Annotated in this window: 16 protein-coding genes; 11 read left to right on the top strand and 5 right to left on the bottom strand. The window is 64.7% G+C overall.

All coding sequences use genetic code 11. The features are described from left to right. Nucleotides 1–25 precede the first annotated feature (25 nt). Nucleotides 26–700, top strand: a complete 675-nt coding sequence (locus tag ACTJI2_RS07915) for a DUF6624 domain-containing protein (RefSeq protein WP_440841665.1) — start codon at nucleotides 26–28, stop codon at nucleotides 698–700. A gap of 72 nt (nucleotides 701–772) precedes the next feature. Here the strand turns inward: ACTJI2_RS07915 and ACTJI2_RS07910 are convergent, their stop codons facing one another. Next, entirely contained in the window at nucleotides 773–976 is a 204-nt protein-coding gene (locus ACTJI2_RS07910; RefSeq protein ID WP_440841664.1) for a DUF2061 domain-containing protein, read from the bottom strand. 103 nt (nucleotides 977–1079) lie between these two features. After that, nucleotides 1080–1883: a hypothetical protein gene (locus ACTJI2_RS07905; protein WP_440841662.1), complete on the bottom strand. Its 804-nt coding sequence runs from the start codon at nucleotides 1881–1883 to the stop codon at nucleotides 1080–1082. Between the two features lie 455 nt (nucleotides 1884–2338). On the opposite strand from ACTJI2_RS07905, the gene ACTJI2_RS07900 reads away from it, so the two are divergent. From ACTJI2_RS07900 to ACTJI2_RS07860, 9 genes are all read left to right on the top strand, one after another. Continuing rightward, nucleotides 2339–2707 carry an ATP synthase subunit I gene (locus tag ACTJI2_RS07900; RefSeq protein ID WP_141454328.1) on the top strand — a complete coding sequence of 123 codons (369 nt, stop codon included), beginning with the start codon at nucleotides 2339–2341 and terminating at the stop codon, nucleotides 2705–2707. 29 nt (nucleotides 2708–2736) lie between these two features. Next, nucleotides 2737–3534, top strand: coding sequence for a F0F1 ATP synthase subunit A (gene atpB / locus ACTJI2_RS07895; RefSeq protein ID WP_440841660.1), 798 nt, complete (start codon nucleotides 2737–2739; stop codon nucleotides 3532–3534). A 63-nt stretch (nucleotides 3535–3597) separates the two neighbouring features. After that, complete coding sequence (gene atpE / locus ACTJI2_RS07890) at nucleotides 3598–3900, top strand: F0F1 ATP synthase subunit C (protein ID WP_141454326.1); 303 nt, start codon at nucleotides 3598–3600, stop codon at nucleotides 3898–3900. A gap of 110 nt (nucleotides 3901–4010) precedes the next feature. Then, nucleotides 4011–4481 (top strand): F0F1 ATP synthase subunit B, encoded by a 471-nt coding sequence (locus ACTJI2_RS07885; protein ID WP_141454325.1) that lies wholly within the window; start codon nucleotides 4011–4013, stop codon nucleotides 4479–4481. A gap of 15 nt (nucleotides 4482–4496) precedes the next feature. Continuing rightward, complete coding sequence (locus ACTJI2_RS07880) at nucleotides 4497–5024, top strand: F0F1 ATP synthase subunit delta (protein ID WP_183640760.1); 528 nt, start codon at nucleotides 4497–4499, stop codon at nucleotides 5022–5024. Between the two features lie 72 nt (nucleotides 5025–5096). Further along, nucleotides 5097–6644 (top strand): F0F1 ATP synthase subunit alpha, encoded by a 1548-nt coding sequence (atpA, locus tag ACTJI2_RS07875; RefSeq protein ID WP_141454323.1) that lies wholly within the window; start codon nucleotides 5097–5099, stop codon nucleotides 6642–6644. A 109-nt stretch (nucleotides 6645–6753) separates the two neighbouring features. Further along, nucleotides 6754–7617: a F0F1 ATP synthase subunit gamma gene (atpG, locus tag ACTJI2_RS07870; RefSeq protein ID WP_141454322.1), complete on the top strand. Its 864-nt coding sequence runs from the start codon at nucleotides 6754–6756 to the stop codon at nucleotides 7615–7617. A 151-nt stretch (nucleotides 7618–7768) separates the two neighbouring features. Further along, nucleotides 7769–9169: a F0F1 ATP synthase subunit beta gene (atpD, locus tag ACTJI2_RS07865; RefSeq protein ID WP_141454321.1), complete on the top strand. Its 1401-nt coding sequence runs from the start codon at nucleotides 7769–7771 to the stop codon at nucleotides 9167–9169. 144 nt (nucleotides 9170–9313) lie between these two features. Further along, nucleotides 9314–9736, top strand: a complete 423-nt coding sequence (locus ACTJI2_RS07860; RefSeq protein ID WP_183640762.1) for a F0F1 ATP synthase subunit epsilon — start codon at nucleotides 9314–9316, stop codon at nucleotides 9734–9736. Between the two features lie 42 nt (nucleotides 9737–9778). Here ACTJI2_RS07860 and ACTJI2_RS07855 read toward each other — a convergent pair whose 3' ends face one another. Genes ACTJI2_RS07855 through ACTJI2_RS07845 form a run of 3 tightly spaced genes read right to left on the bottom strand, consistent with a single transcriptional unit; the run spans nucleotide 9779 to nucleotide 13167 of the window. After that, the gene (locus ACTJI2_RS07855) at nucleotides 9779–10795 is read right to left on the bottom strand and encodes a glycosyltransferase family 2 protein (RefSeq protein WP_440841657.1); all 1017 of its coding nucleotides are present in this window, start codon (nucleotides 10793–10795) and stop codon (nucleotides 9779–9781) included. 3 nt (nucleotides 10796–10798) lie between these two features. Next, nucleotides 10799–11176 (bottom strand): GtrA family protein, encoded by a 378-nt coding sequence (locus ACTJI2_RS07850; RefSeq protein ID WP_440841656.1) that lies wholly within the window; start codon nucleotides 11174–11176, stop codon nucleotides 10799–10801. Continuing rightward, nucleotides 11173–13167 carry a hypothetical protein gene (locus ACTJI2_RS07845; RefSeq protein ID WP_440841654.1) on the bottom strand — a complete coding sequence of 665 codons (1995 nt, stop codon included), beginning with the start codon at nucleotides 13165–13167 and terminating at the stop codon, nucleotides 11173–11175. Before ACTJI2_RS07845 ends, ACTJI2_RS07850 begins: the two co-directional genes overlap by 4 nt. 84 nt (nucleotides 13168–13251) lie before the next feature. Here ACTJI2_RS07845 and glmU point away from each other — a divergent pair, with 84 nt between their 5' ends. Next, entirely contained in the window at nucleotides 13252–14619 is a 1368-nt protein-coding gene (glmU, locus tag ACTJI2_RS07840) for a bifunctional UDP-N-acetylglucosamine diphosphorylase/glucosamine-1-phosphate N-acetyltransferase GlmU (protein ID WP_440841652.1), read from the top strand. Nucleotides 14620–14647 lie beyond the last annotated feature (28 nt).

Raw genomic sequence — 14647 nt, 5'->3', positions numbered from 1 at the left:
CGCATGCACGGACAGGGATGATTCGATGACGTACCACGGGATGGCCGCAGCCGTATTGCTGGCACTGATGCTGCCCGCCAGGGCCGATGACGACCCGCGGGAAGCCGCCGCCTACGCGAAATGCCCAGGCGCGGCGGCGTTCGCCCGCCTGCACCCCAAGCCGTCGCCGCCGGATATCGCCGACGCCGCGGCACGCCTGTCGGATCTGCGGATCGAACTGCTGCGGATGCAGGCCCGCGATCAGGACGTCCGCAATGGCGACTGGTCGCAGGAGGATATCCGGCAGATGATGCAGGTCGACGCCGAGCACCTGCCACGGCTCAAACAGATTGTCGCCGAACATGGATTCCCCACCGCCGAACTGGTCGGGCGCGATGGCGTCGATGCGGCCTGGCTGCTGGTGCAGCACGCCGACGCCGATCCGGCGTTCCAGGAGCAGATGCTGTCGGCGATCACGCCACGCGTGCAGAGCGGAGAAATCTCCCGCCACCAGTTCATCCTGCTGACCGACCGCGTGCTGGCGGGGCAGGGCAAGCCGCAGCGCTATGGTAGCCAGCTATTGGCGCAAGACGGACGCTGGGTGCCCAAGCCGATCGAGGCGCCGGAGTCGGAAGTCGATCAGCGGCGCGCGGCGATGGGCGACATGCCGCTGGCCGACTACATCTGCATGGCGACCCAGATGTTCCCGCCCCCGCCGTAGAGCCGAGCTTGCTCGGCTGAAGCGTCACGGGGACGAGACATCCCGCAGCGGAGCAAGCTCCGCTCTACGGGGTCATGCGGGAACGATCGCTGCGCGCTCCGCGCGGCGACGCTCGATCCGCTTCCACACTTTCTCGTGGAAATGGAATACCACCGTATTGCAGGCCGGCTCGACCAGGGCCAGCGCACCGCCGACCAGCCAACTGCCGGTGAATGCCCAGCCCAGCAGGAAGGCAACCGAGAAATGCAGGGCGGCGAAGGTGAATGTCTTGGTCATGGTCGACCTCGATGCTCAAATGAGATTGATTCTCATTATGAGGTCGGGCCAGCCAAAGTCCAATGAGTCCTTTCAGCATTTTCGATAGACATTCTCTATAAATTCAGAACGCCAGGGTCACGCCGGCTATCGGACCCTTGAAGCGCTGATCCAGTCCCAGCAGCCCGTCGCTGCCCGCGCGTTCGACGTCCAGCTTGAACCAGTCATAGCCCGCGAACAGTCCGAAATGCGGCGTGAAGCGGTATTCGACCAGCGCGTTGGCGCGGGTGATGCTGCCGTCGTAGTCGCCGAAATCGCCCCAGCCCGCGTCCAGATATTGGCCCTGCAGGTTGAACAGCCACTTTTCGTTGGGCGTGGCGGTCAGGCGCAGGCCGACCACCGGCGCGTAGCCGTCGTCACTACTGCGGGTTTCGTAGCTGTTTTCACCGGCTTCGGCATACAGGCGGCCTTCCAGCTTGGCCCATTCGGCACCGATCTGCAGGCCGAGGTTGAAGGTCGGCGTATCGACCACGGCGTAGTCGTACATCAGGCTGGCCAGCTGGAACTTGGCCTTGCCCTTGGCGAAGCTGCTGGCGGGAAGGGTGACGTCGTCGTACGACAGATCCTCTCCCAGCGTCGCCCGGCGGTCCTTGTCGTACTCGAAGTAGTCGAAGATCAGCCGGTGCCGCTGGCCCATCCGGAACACGCCGTCGATGCGCGGGACCAGTTCCTTGCCGCCGAAGTCGAAGTCCTGGGAAAAGCGCAGATCCTGGCCCTGGAAATTGGTTCGTCCGCTGAGCACGCCGTCGGCGTCGACGTCCATGGCGCCCAGCCGGAGGGTGAAGCGGTCCGGTTCCTGCGCATTTGCCGCCGAAATGCCGGCGGCGCCGAAAACCAGCATCAGGGGAAGGGAAGCCCGAAATCTCATGCCTGTCTCTCCTGGAACAATGAACAGGCTTTCCACCCTCGGCGTCATACCGTGGACATGAAGTGAAACCGCGGTTCTCGTCGCGTGAAAACGCCAGTCCCGGAAAGAGCGAAGCCCCGGGCCAGGAGCCTCGGGGCTTCTAAAGGTCTGCTCGGAGCATCGGACGAGGAAGTTGGTTCGCAGACCTTGCAAGCAGGACTGACCAAGGGAGTTCGTCAAAGTTCCGCAAAAAATGCGATAAAAATATGAACAGGGAGGCGAGGCGGCTGCCGTTCATCCGGGCTGGAAACGGTTACCGGCAGGTTCCCGTCACGAAAGCCACCCATGACAGCCCGCGAACGCAACTTTACGACCTTCGGCGGTTGTCCCGGAAAATAGCCCCCTGCTATACTTTTGCGGCTCGGCGAGGCGCTATCAGGCCTTGTTCCCCGCCACGAAACCCCGTAGGACCTACTGTGCTGAACTCCGTCGCTGCGGGCCGGCGGCTGGTATTGCGCGCAACGGCTTTCCAGCTGGGTGCCGTGCTGCTGGTCGCGATGGCCTTCCTGCTCTGGGGAAAATCCCAGGCGCTGGCGGCCGCGGTCGGGGGACTGGCGATGGTGGCGGGGGGATGGTTCGCCGCCCGGCTGGCCTTCGGCGCCGGGGTGACCGGTGCGGGGACCGCGATGGTGCGGTTGCTGGCCGGGATGGTTATCAAGTGGATCACGGTTGTTGTGGTGCTGCTGCTGGGAATCGGGGTGTGGAAACTTCCGCCTCTGGCCCTGCTGGCCGGCACGCTGACCGGGATGGCGGCACAGGCGCTGGCGATGGCCAGGCTCCGATAAAAAATTCTTATTAGCAGGATCTAGGACACATGGCGGGCGAGGAAACACTGACACCCACCGGTTACATCCAGCACCACCTCCACAACCTGACGTTCCAGGTTCAGGAGGGCGGGTTCTGGGCCATCCATCTGGACACCATCATCACTTCGGTGCTGATGGGTCTGCTGATGGTGTTCATGTTCTGGCTGGCCACCCGCAAGGCGACCCCGGGCGTCCCGGGCAAGTGGCAGGCCTTCGTCGAAATCATGCTTGAGTTCGTCGACAAGCAGGCGCGCGACACCTATCACGGCACCAGCAAGCTGGTGACCCCGATCGCGATCACCCTGTTCTTCTGGATCCTGATGATGAACCTGCTGAAGATGATTCCGGCAGACTTCATCGCGCTCCCGCTGGAAAAGCTGGGCGTCCACTACTGGAAGCCGGTCCCGACCGCCGACGTCAACGCGACCCTCGGCATGTCGATCAGCGTGTTCTTCCTGATGCTGTTCTTCGCGCTGCGCTCCAAGGGCCCGATCGGGTTCACCAAGGAGTTCCTGACCGCGCCGTTCGGCAAGTGGATGATGCCGTTCAACCTCATCCTCAACATCGTCGAGTGGCTGAGCAAGCCGATCTCGCTGGCCATGCGACTGTTCGGCAACATGTTCGGCGGCGAGATCGTGTTCCTGCTGATCTGGGTGCTCGGCGGCGCCGGCATCGTCGGCGCGCTCGCGGGCGGCGCCTTCGGCCTCGGCTGGATGCTGTTCCACCTGCTGGTCATCCCGCTGCAGGCCTTCATTTTCATGATGCTGTCGATCGTGTACCTGAGCCTGTCGGAAGACAGCCACTGATTTCGCTTCACCCTTTGCACCTTAAACATTCCACCCTTTAGCAATTTAGTTCCGGAGAAAACCATGGAAACCGTTCTGACCACCCTCGCTCAAGTTCAGGCCTCCACCGTCCTCGCCATCGGCATCATGATCGGCCTGGCCGCTCTGGGCGCGGGTCTGGGCCTGGCCATCATGGCCGGCAAGTTCCTGGAATCGGCCGCGCGCCAGCCGGAACTGATCCCGGTCCTGCAGGTCCGCATGTTCATCACCGCCGGCCTGATCGACGCCGCGTTCATCATCAGCGTCGCCGTGGGCCTGCTGTTCGCCTTCGCCAACCCGCTGGCCACCGCGTTCACCGAGCAGCTGGCCAAGCTGGCCGGCGGCTGATCAGCGGTTTCTGAAGTGCGGGCGACGGCCATCCCGGACGCCCGCAACGCAGATAGAAGGGCCGGGAGGCCGCGTGTTTCCCGCCCATCACCACTGGCAGAGCTAAACCCATGAACATCGGTCTGACCCTATTTGCCCAGGCGCTGGCGTTTGCCGGTTTGATCTGGATCATCGCGACCAAGATCTGGCCGCCGCTGCTGAACGCGATCGAAGAGCGTCAAAAGAAGATCGCCGAAGGCCTGGCTGCCGCTGATCGCAGCCAGCGCGAACTCGCGGTGGCCGAAGAGAAGGTCAACGAGGCCCTGAAGGAAGCCCGCGTCAAGGCGAACGAAATCATCGATCAGGCGCACGCCCGTGCCAACCAGATCGTCGATGCCGCCAAGAACGAGGCGATCGCCGAAGCCAACCGCCAGAAGGCGCTGGCCGAAGCCGAGATCGAGGCCGCCGCGACCCGCGCCCGCGAGGAACTGCGCAAGCAGGTCTCCACGCTGGCCGTGACCGGTGCCGAGAAGCTGCTGCGCCGCGAAATCGATGCCAACGCCCACAAGGCGCTGCTCGATGAACTGGCCGCGGAAATCTGACGGGATCGCTGAACGATGAGCCAGGCCCTAACCGTCGCCCGTCCCTACGCCCGTGCCGCCTTCGCGGCCGCGCGTGACGAAAGCGCCCTCGTCGCGTGGTCCGACGCGCTCGGCTTTGCCGCGCGCGTCGCCGCCGATCCGCAGGTCGCCGCGCTGCTGCCCAACCCGGAACTGCCGCAGGCCCAGGCGGTCGCGCTGCTGGCTCCGGAAGGCGCCAGCGAGTCGTTCACCCGCTTCCTGTCGCTGCTGGCCGAAGCCCGTCGCCTGCCGCAGCTGCCGGAAGTCGCCGCGCTGTTCGAGGAACTGCGCGCCGAGGCCGAGCACATCGTCCGCGCCAAGGTCACCTCGGCGGTGGCATTGCCGGCCGGCGAGCTGGACGCGATCAAGGTCGCGCTGAAGAAGCGCCTGGGTCGCGACGTCGTGGTGGAAACCGCCATCGATGAGTCGCTGATCGGCGGCGCGGTGATCGACGCGGGCGAAGTGGTCATCGACGGCTCGCTCAAGGGCAAGCTGTCGCGCCTGCAGACCGCGCTCACGCACTGACAAGAAACGTAGGGTGGGCCTCGGCCCACCGAACATGATGGTGGGCCGAGGCCCACCCTACAGGAAACCAAAATGGCTACCACGCTCAACCCCTCTGAAATCAGCGATCTGATCAAGAACCGCATCGAGAAGGTCAAGCTGGCCGCGGAATCGCGCAACGAAGGCACCGTCACCAGCGTGTCCGACGGCATCGTGCGCATCTTCGGCCTGGCGGACGTGATGCAGGGCGAAATGATCGAACTGCCGAACAACACCTTCGCGCTGGCGCTGAACCTGGAGCGCGACTCCGTGGGCGCCGTGGTGCTGGGTGACTACGAACACCTGCGCGAAGGCGACGTCGCCAAGACCACCGGCCGCATCCTGGAAGTGCCGGTCGGCCGCGAACTGCTCGGCCGCGTGGTCAACGCGCTGGGCGAGCCGATCGACGGCAAGGGCCCGATCGACGCCAAGCTGACCGCGCCGGTGGAGCGCGTCGCCCCGGGCGTGATCTGGCGCAAGTCGGTCGACCAGCCGGTGCAGACCGGTTACAAGTCGGTCGACGCGATGATCCCGATCGGCCGCGGCCAGCGCGAGCTGATCATCGGCGACCGCCAGACCGGCAAGACCGCGATGGCCATCGACGCCATCATCAACCAGAAGGGCACCGGCATTAAGTGCGTGTACGTGGCGATCGGCCAGAAGGCCTCGTCCGTCGCCAACGTCGTGCGCAAGCTGGAAGAGAACGGCGCGCTGGAGCACACCATCGTCGTCGCCGCCACCGCTTCCGAGTCGGCCGCGATGCAGTACATCAGCGCCTACTCCGGCTGCACCATGGGCGAGTACTTCCTGGACCGTGGCGAAGATGCCCTGATCGTGTACGACGATCTGTCCAAGCAGGCCGTGGCCTACCGCCAGATCTCGCTGCTGCTGAAGCGCCCGCCGGGCCGCGAAGCCTACCCGGGCGACGTGTTCTACCTGCACAGCCGCCTGCTGGAGCGCGCCGCGCGCGTGTCCGAGGAGTACGTCGAGAAGTTCACCAACGGTGAAGTGAAGGGCAAGACCGGTTCGCTGACCGCGCTGCCGATCATCGAGACCCAGGCCGGCGACGTGTCCGCGTTCGTGCCGACCAACGTCATCTCGATCACCGACGGCCAGATCTTCCTGGAAACCGACCTGTTCAACGCCGGTATCCGTCCCGCCGTCAACGCCGGTATCTCGGTGTCGCGCGTCGGTGGTGCCGCCCAGACCAAGATCATCAAGAAGCTGTCCGGCGGCATCCGCATCTCGCTGGCGCAGTACCGCGAGCTGGCGGCGTTCGCCCAGTTCGCCTCGGACCTGGACGAAGCCACCCGCAAGCAGCTGGAGCGCGGCCAGCGCGTCACCGAGTTGATGAAGCAGAAGCAGTACGCGCCGATGTCGATCGCGCTGCAGGCGCTGTCGATCTACGCCGTCAACGAGGGTTACATCGACGACGTGCCGGTCAACAAGATCCTGGCGTTCGAAGAGGCGCTGCATGCGCACTTCACCAACACCCAGGGCGAACTGGTCGACACCATCAACAAGACCGGCAACTGGAACGACGATATCGAAGGCGCCTTCAAGAAGGGCATCTCCGAGTTCAAGCAGACCGGGACCTGGTAAGAGCCGGGATTCGGGAATCGGGATTAGGGAATCGTAAGAGCGCAGAAGCGGGCGGCCTGGCCGATTCCCGATTCTCCATTCCCGATTCCCGCGAGCAGAGCGAGCAGAGATGGCAGGCGGACGCGAAATCAAAACCAAGATCAAGAGCGTGCAGAACACCCGCAAGGTGACGCGCGCGCTCGAGATGGTCTCGGCTTCCAAGATCCGGAAGGCGCAGGACCGCATGAAGACCTCGCGCCCGTACGCGCGGGCGATGAAGCAGGTCATCGGCCACCTGGCCCAGGCCAACACCGATTACCAGCATCCCTTCATGGTCGAGCGGCCGGAAGTGAAGCGGGTCGGCTACATCGTCATCTCGTCGGATCGAGGCCTGGCCGGCGGCCTCAACAACAACCTGTTCCGCAAGATGCTGGGCGAAGTGCGCGGCTGGCAGGACAAGGGTGCCGAAGTTGACGTGGTCACCATCGGCCAGAAGGCCTCGGTGTTCTTCCGCCGGATCAAGGTCAATCTGGTCGGCAGCGTGTCCCACCTCGGCGACAGCCCCAAGCTGGACCAGCTGATCGGCGTCATCAAGGTCATGCTGGATGCCTACACCGAAGGCAAGCTGGATCGCGTGTTCGTGGTGTACAACGGCTTCGTCAACACCATGACGCAGCGCGCTTCGTTCGATCAGCTGCTGCCGCTGCCGGCGGCGGAGACGCAGGTGGCCCACCACGATTGGGACTACATCTACGAACCCGATGCGGCGACCGTGCTGGACCACGTGATCACCCGCTACATCGAGGCGCTGGTGTACCAGTCGGTGCTGGAGAACCTGGCATCCGAGCACGCCGCGCGCATGGTGGCCATGAAGGCCGCCAGCGACAACGCGACCAAGCTGATCGGCACCCTGAACCTTGTCTACAACAAGGCCCGCCAGGCGGCGATCACCCAGGAAATCTCGGAAATCGTCGGCGGCGCGGCGGCGGTGTAAGTAGGAACGGGGATTCGGGAATCGGGAATCGGGATTCGAAAGAGCAGCGCAGCGCGCCTTTCACGAATCACGAATCACGAATCTCCAATCCCGAATCACTGAAGAGACCGGCTTGGCTGGTCGAGCGAATTAAATAATCGGAGCAACGAAAATGAGTCAGGGCAAGATCGTTCAGATCATCGGTGCGGTGGTTGACGTCGAATTCCCGCGCAATGAAGTGCCGAAGGTGTACGACGCGCTGAAGGTCGACAACACCGCCATCACGCTGGAAGTGCAGCAGCAGCTCGGCGACGGCGTCGTGCGCACCATCGCCCTCGGCTCGACCGACGGCCTGAAGCGCAACCTGGTCGCCGTCAATACCGGCCGCGCCATCTCGGTGCCGGTGGGCAACGGCACCCTGGGCCGCATCATGGACGTGCTCGGCACGCCCATCGACGAAGCCGGTCCGGTGCAGGCCAGCGACCACTGGGAAATCCACCGTGCGGCCCCGTCGTACGAAGACCAGTCCTCGGCCAACGACCTGCTGGAAACCGGCATCAAGGTCATCGACCTGATGTGCCCGTTCGCCAAGGGCGGCAAGGTCGGCCTGTTCGGCGGCGCCGGCGTCGGCAAGACCGTCAACATGATGGAACTGATCAACAACATCGCCAAGGCGCACAGCGGTCTGTCCGTGTTCGCCGGCGTGGGCGAGCGTACCCGCGAGGGCAACGACTTCTACCACGAAATGAAGGACTCCAACGTCCTCGACAAGGTGGCGATGGTGTACGGCCAGATGAACGAGCCGCCGGGCAACCGCCTGCGCGTCGCCCTGACCGGCCTGACCATGGCCGAGTACTTCCGCGACGAGAAGGACGCTTCGGGCAAGGGCAAGGACGTGCTGCTGTTCGTCGACAACATCTACCGCTACACCCTGGCCGGCACCGAAGTGTCGGCGCTGCTGGGCCGCATGCCGTCGGCGGTGGGTTACCAGCCGACCCTGGCCGAGGAAATGGGTGTCCTGCAGGAACGCATCACCTCGACCAAGACCGGTTCGATCACCTCGATCCAGGCCGTGTACGTGCCCGCGGATGACCTGACCGACCCGTCGCCGGCGACCACCTTCGCCCACCTGGACGCCACCGTCGTGCTGTCGCGCAACATCGCCTCGCTGGGTATCTACCCGGCCGTGGACCCGCTGGATTCCACCAGCCGCCAGCTCGACCCGAACGTGATCGGCCACGAGCATTACGACACCGCCCGTCGCGTCCAGGCCACCTTGCAGAAGTACAAGGAACTGAAGGACATCATCGCGATCCTGGGCATGGACGAACTGTCCGAAGAGGACAAGCAGGCCGTGTCGCGCGCCCGCAAGATCGAGCGCTTCTTCAGCCAGCCGTTCCACGTGGCCGAAGTGTTCACCGGCTCGCCGGGCAAGTACGTCGCCCTGAAGGACACCATCCGCGGCTTCAAGGCGATTGTCGACGGCGAGTACGACCACCTGCCGGAGCAGGCGTTCTACATGGTCGGCAGCATCGAGGAAGCGGTCGAGAAGGCCAAGAAGATGGGCGCGTAAGCGCTCATCTTCCGGGAATCGAGAATAGGGAATCGAGAATCGTAGAGGCGTGATACGCGGAATGAGAAAGAGGAAGGAGAGCCCATCGGCTTGTCCATTCCCGATTCCCCATTCCCCATTCCCGCCCCGCGACAGCGAGGAATCATGAGCACCATCCGTTGCGACATCGTCAGCGCCGAGCAGGAAATCTTCCACGGTGAAGCCACCCTGGTCGTCGCCACCGGCGAGCTCGGCGAACTGGGCATCGCGCCCAAGCACGCGCCGCTGATCACCCGCCTGAAGCCGGGCAAGGTGGTGGTGACCCTGCCGAACGGCGAGCATCTGGACTTCGCCATCTCCGGCGGCATCCTGGAAGTGCAGCCGCAGGTCGTCACCGTGCTGGCCGACACCGCGATCCGCGCGCAGGACATCGACGAAGCCTCGGTCCGCAAGGTCAAGGAAGAAGCCGAGCGCGTCCTGGCCAACAAGGATCCGAAGATGAGCGCCGAGGAAGCCCAGGCCCAGCTGGCCATGAGCATCGCCCAGCTGAGCGCGCTGGAGCGCCTGCGCAAGAACCTGAAGCACTGAACCGCGGAACCCGCTTCCTGCGGTGACTGGAGAACGCCGGCCTCAGCCGGCGTTTTTCTTTTCCGTCGACCCGTTGTCGCTTTGCGATGACTGGCGGTCGCCCAGCAAGGCGTGCACCGGCAGCCGCGGCTCGGCCGCGACGTCGAAATTGAGCCACGACAACAGCATCTGCACGCCGACGATGACCGGCAGCGCCGCCAGCATCACGGTACCGGCGGTGGCAGGCACGCCACTGTCGCTGGATGCCATCCATTGCCACAGGCCGAACACGGTGCCTGCCAGCAACAGCAGGGCCCCCAGGCCAAGCTCGATGCTCGCGACCGAAAATCCCCGCAGCAGATAGCTGTATCCGACGCGCCGCATCGTGTTGTGCAGATGGCCGCGCAAGAACGGACCGATCACACCCAATGGACGCAGGCTGCTGGGTTCGCCTTCGTAGCGCGCCTGCATCGGCACATCGACCACGACCGCACGGAGCTGGTTGAGGTGGTAAAGCAGGTCTGATTCGAAGAAATAGCGGCGGGTAATGCGTTCCAGTTCAAGCTCCGCGAGGAGTTCGCGGCGGATGGCGGTGAACCCGTTGGTGGGATCGGTGATTTGCCAATAGCCACTGGAAAGCTTGGTCATGAAGGAAAGCAACGCATTGCCCGCCAGGCGCAACCATGGCATTCCGCGAGTGAAGGCGAGCCGATGGAAGCGGTTGCCCTTGGCATAGTCGGCCTGTCCCGCCAGCAGCGGGCCGGCGATGCGCAGGATCAGCGCGGGATCCATCTGTCCGTCCCCGTCGAGCTTGACCACCGCGTCGGCACCGCTGGCGATGGCATGGCGATAGCCGGTCAGGGTGGCGCCGCCAACGCCCTGGTTGTGCGCATGGGTGACGACGACGACTCGCGGATCCCTGCAGCGCTCGCGCACCCAGGCACCGGTCTGTTCCGGACAGGCGTCATCCACGACGTAGATCCAGCCGACCTCCTGGCCGATTCCGGCGATGACCTGCAATATCTGATCGCGGACGAGGAAACTGGGGATGACGACGGCGATGCGGCAGTCAGGAGTCATGGCTCAGCGATAGATCCAGTAGCGTGAGATGAAGAAGCTGGCGACGGCCAGGGTGGCTTCCACGACGGGCTTCGCCAGCCAGGCCATCTCCAGGCCGATGGTGCGACCAACGTGCCCGACGGCCCAGGTACTGACGAAGGTCAGCGCGACCCACACGATCAGGAATCGCAGCAGGTGCCTGCGGCCCAGCGGGCGCTCCGCGGAGAAAGTGATGGTGCCGTTCAACCAGAAGCCGAACAATGCGCCGGCGATTCGCCCGCAAACGTTGGCGATCTCCAGGGTAACGCCGGCATGGCTCAGCCCGACCGTGACCAACCAGTCCAGGATCCATTGGAGGAACCCCATCAGCAGGAACAGCCGGGTCTGCCGCGCCAGGGTCATGGCCGGGTCCCGGGCGGGAGCGTCCACCATTCACGTTTCTCGAAGACGGCGCGCCGGGTGGCACCGCTGATTTGCAGTGCAGCTCTTTGGGCGGGCGTCACCGTCTCGTCGTTCAGGATCACGTCGCTGATGTTCTCGCGTCGCAGCAGTTCCACCCAGGCCCGGCCGGTCGGATCCTGCGCGGCATTTGCGGCGGCGGCAGACAGCGGTGGCGAATACCAGCTGACCGTGCGTCCGCGGGTGCCGAATTCGGCAAAGAATGCCTGCGATGTATCGAGTACCAGCACGTTGCCGGTTGGACCGCCAACGTGCCGGATTCGCTCAGCCAACAACCGTTCGGGTGCATATCGCTCGAGCAATGCCGTATCGCGTCCACCGGCCTTCACGGTCTGCTTGATCGCCCCGTAGCGCAGCATCCAGTGGCTGTTTGCCTGGAAGGCCAGGTGGAGCACGCAAAGGCCTATCAGCAGCCACGCCGCACGGCGTGCGTCGACCGGAAAGGCAGTGGTGGCAAGGATTGCGGATAACAGGACCAGGCCAGGATAGGCATACCGAAGATACTGAAGCGGAATCAAAGGCAACAGCAGCACCGCGGTCGCGGCGAGCGTGGCGATTCGGGTATTCCGATGCAACAGCGCGAGCAGCCAGGGGCCGGCGAGTGCAATGAGCAGGAAACCGCCGCCACCGTCATAGGCCTCGACGTATCGGTCCGTATCGAAGCTCATGTTCCAGAACAGATCTGCTCCAAAACCGGTCTGCCAGCGGGCATCGAAGAAGTTCGTGGGGGCGTAGTACGGCGACTTGAACCAGGCATTGAACAGCGGAAGTACCGGGTTGCCGGCCTGTATCTGAGCGTAGGCATAGCTGGATCCGGCAATCGCCGTACCGACGAGCAGGACCAAGAGGATCCGCGGTATGGAGGGCCAGGGATGGCGGAACAGTGCCCACAACACGGGGATGGCCGCCATCGCGCCGGAGGTCGTCTTGATTGCCATCAGTCCGCCCGCCAGCACCGCAAGCGTCAACCAGAAGCGGAAACTGCCGTCGCGGGGCCCGGCTACCAGTGCAAACAGCCAGACCAGCGCGGCGGCGGACGGCAGTTCGGTCTGCATGCCGCCGGCCAGTGCCGTCGTCAGCGGCAGGCACATGGCGGTGGCGACGGCCAGCCAGCGAGCGGTCACGGATCCGCCGAGATGCTGGCTCAGTCGCCACAACCCGCATCCGAGCGCCAGCAACCACCCTGCATTGACCGCGCCGCGCGCTTCGGCGTGCGCCATCAATTGCGCCATCGACTGCACCACGTCGGACAGCCAGGGCGCCAGTGCCCAGACCTGATACTGCGGCGCCGGCGAGTAGAAGCCCTGTTCCTGCAACTGCCAAGGCAAGCGCAGGTGATAGGCCAGGTCGTCGTACTGCATGCTCGGCAGCCAGCAACTGACCGCGGCCAGTCCGATCACGATGACACAGAACGCAGCGAGGCGCGGGGTCGCCACGACCGAGTCATTCCAACTTGCCGCGGCCGCCCTTAGCGCTTGTGTCAGTGAACGCCAGCGCCATCCGACCAGGACGGCACACAGCAACAGATAGACCCAGCCCCGATGCACCGGCCAAGGCAGCAGCCAGCCCGCCGCGCCCGCCAGCAACAGAACACCCAGCAGACCCTGCAACGCCAGTGGCCCCTGAGCAAACAGGAAGCCGCCAAGCGCGATGGCCGCCAGCGCCAGAAGGCAGGTTGCCAGTACCGGGATGGGGCCGGCGAAGACCAGCAGCAGGAGCAACCAGAACAGGGCGGCGCCCGTGGCCTGTGGCCGACGCCAGATACGTGCGATCAGCCAGGCGAATCCCCATGCCGCCAGCCCGAGTACCAGCAGGTCACCCAACCGGCCGGACGGCCATTGCTCCCACAGACGATGCAATACCAGACCCGCCAGCACGACCGCGGGACCCAGCCAGAGCAGGACGCGCTCCATCCGTTGAACGACAGCTTGCATACATCCCTATACAGAACAAGGCGATAGTTCGCCTATGCTATCAGCACGTCCGGAAAACCCCGGCGTGTCCGCAAGGAGAGTTAGATGAGTCACCCTCTGCACGTCATCATCCTGGCCGCCGGCGAAGGCAAGCGCATGAAGTCGGCGCTGCCGAAGGTGCTGCAGCCGATTGCCGGGCGGCCGATGCTTGCCCATGTCATTGAGGCGGCGCGGGCGCTGGCGCCGGCCGGCATCCACGTGGTGTATGGACATGGCGGCGATCAGGTGCAGGCGGCGTTCGCCGATCAGCCGGATCTGCAATGGGCGCACCAGGCCCAGCAATTGGGGACCGGCCATGCGGTGGCCCAGGCCATGCCGCAGGTGCCGGATGCCGCCAGCGTGCTGGTGCTGTACGGCGACGTGCCGCTGACCCAGGCCGAGACCCTGCAACGCCTGCTGGCCGCGCCCGGCCGGGTCGCCGTGCTGGTGGCCGAACCGGAGGATCCGAGCGGCTACGGGCGTATCGTGCGCGATGCCGAGGGCCGGGTCGCCGCCATCGTCGAGCACAAGGACGCCAGCGACGAACAGCGGCGCATCCGCACCATCAACACCGGCATCATCGCCGCCGAATCCACCGCGCTGCGGCGCTGGCTGTCGGCGCTGTCCAACCACAACGTCCAGGGCGAGTACTACCTGACCGACATCTTCGCTTCGGCCGCGGGCGAGTTCAGCCCGGCCGAGATGGTGCTGGTGGCAGATCCGATCGAAGCCGAGGGCGCCAACGATCCCTGGCAGTTGTCGCAGTTGGAACGCGCGTACCAGTTGCGCGCCGCGCGCGCGCTGTGCACGCAGGGTGCGCGCATGCTGGATCCGTCGCGCTTCGATCAGCGAGGTACCGTGAAGGTGGGGCGTGATGTCGAAATCGACGTGGACGTGATCCTGGAAGGCGAAGTCGAACTGGGTGATGGCGTGCGCATCGGCGCGTTCACACGCCTGAAGGACGTCAAGCTGGGCGCCGGCACCGTGGTGCGTGCCCACTGCGACCTGGAAGGCGTGGTCTGCGGCGACAAGGCCCAGATTGGCCCGTATGCGCGCCTGCGTCCCGGCACCGTGCTGGCCGACAGCGTGCACATCGGCAACTTCGTCGAGACCAAGAAGATCACCCTGGGCCTGGGCAGCAAGGCCAACCACCTCACCTATCTCGGCGATGCCGTCATCGGCGCCGGCGTCAACATCGGCGCGGGCACCATCACCTGCAATTATGACGGCGTCAACAAGTTCACCACCACCATCGAGGACGGCGTGTTCGTCGGTTCCAATTCCTCGCTGGTGGCGCCGGTGACGTTGGGTCGCAATGCGACCATCGGCGCGGGATCGGTGATCACCAAGAACGCGCCGGCAGATCAGCTCACCGTGGCCCGAGGTCGTCAGGCCAGCATCGACGGCTGGCAGCGCCCCAAGAAGAAATCCTGAGGTGGAGCCGGGCATGCCCGGCATGCGA

It is taken from the genome of Pseudoxanthomonas sp. 22568 (assembly GCF_052044485.1).
Classification (GTDB): Bacteria; Pseudomonadota; Gammaproteobacteria; order Xanthomonadales; family Xanthomonadaceae; genus Pseudoxanthomonas_A; species Pseudoxanthomonas_A beigongshangi.
This window is presented reverse-complemented; position numbering and strand designations above follow the sequence as displayed.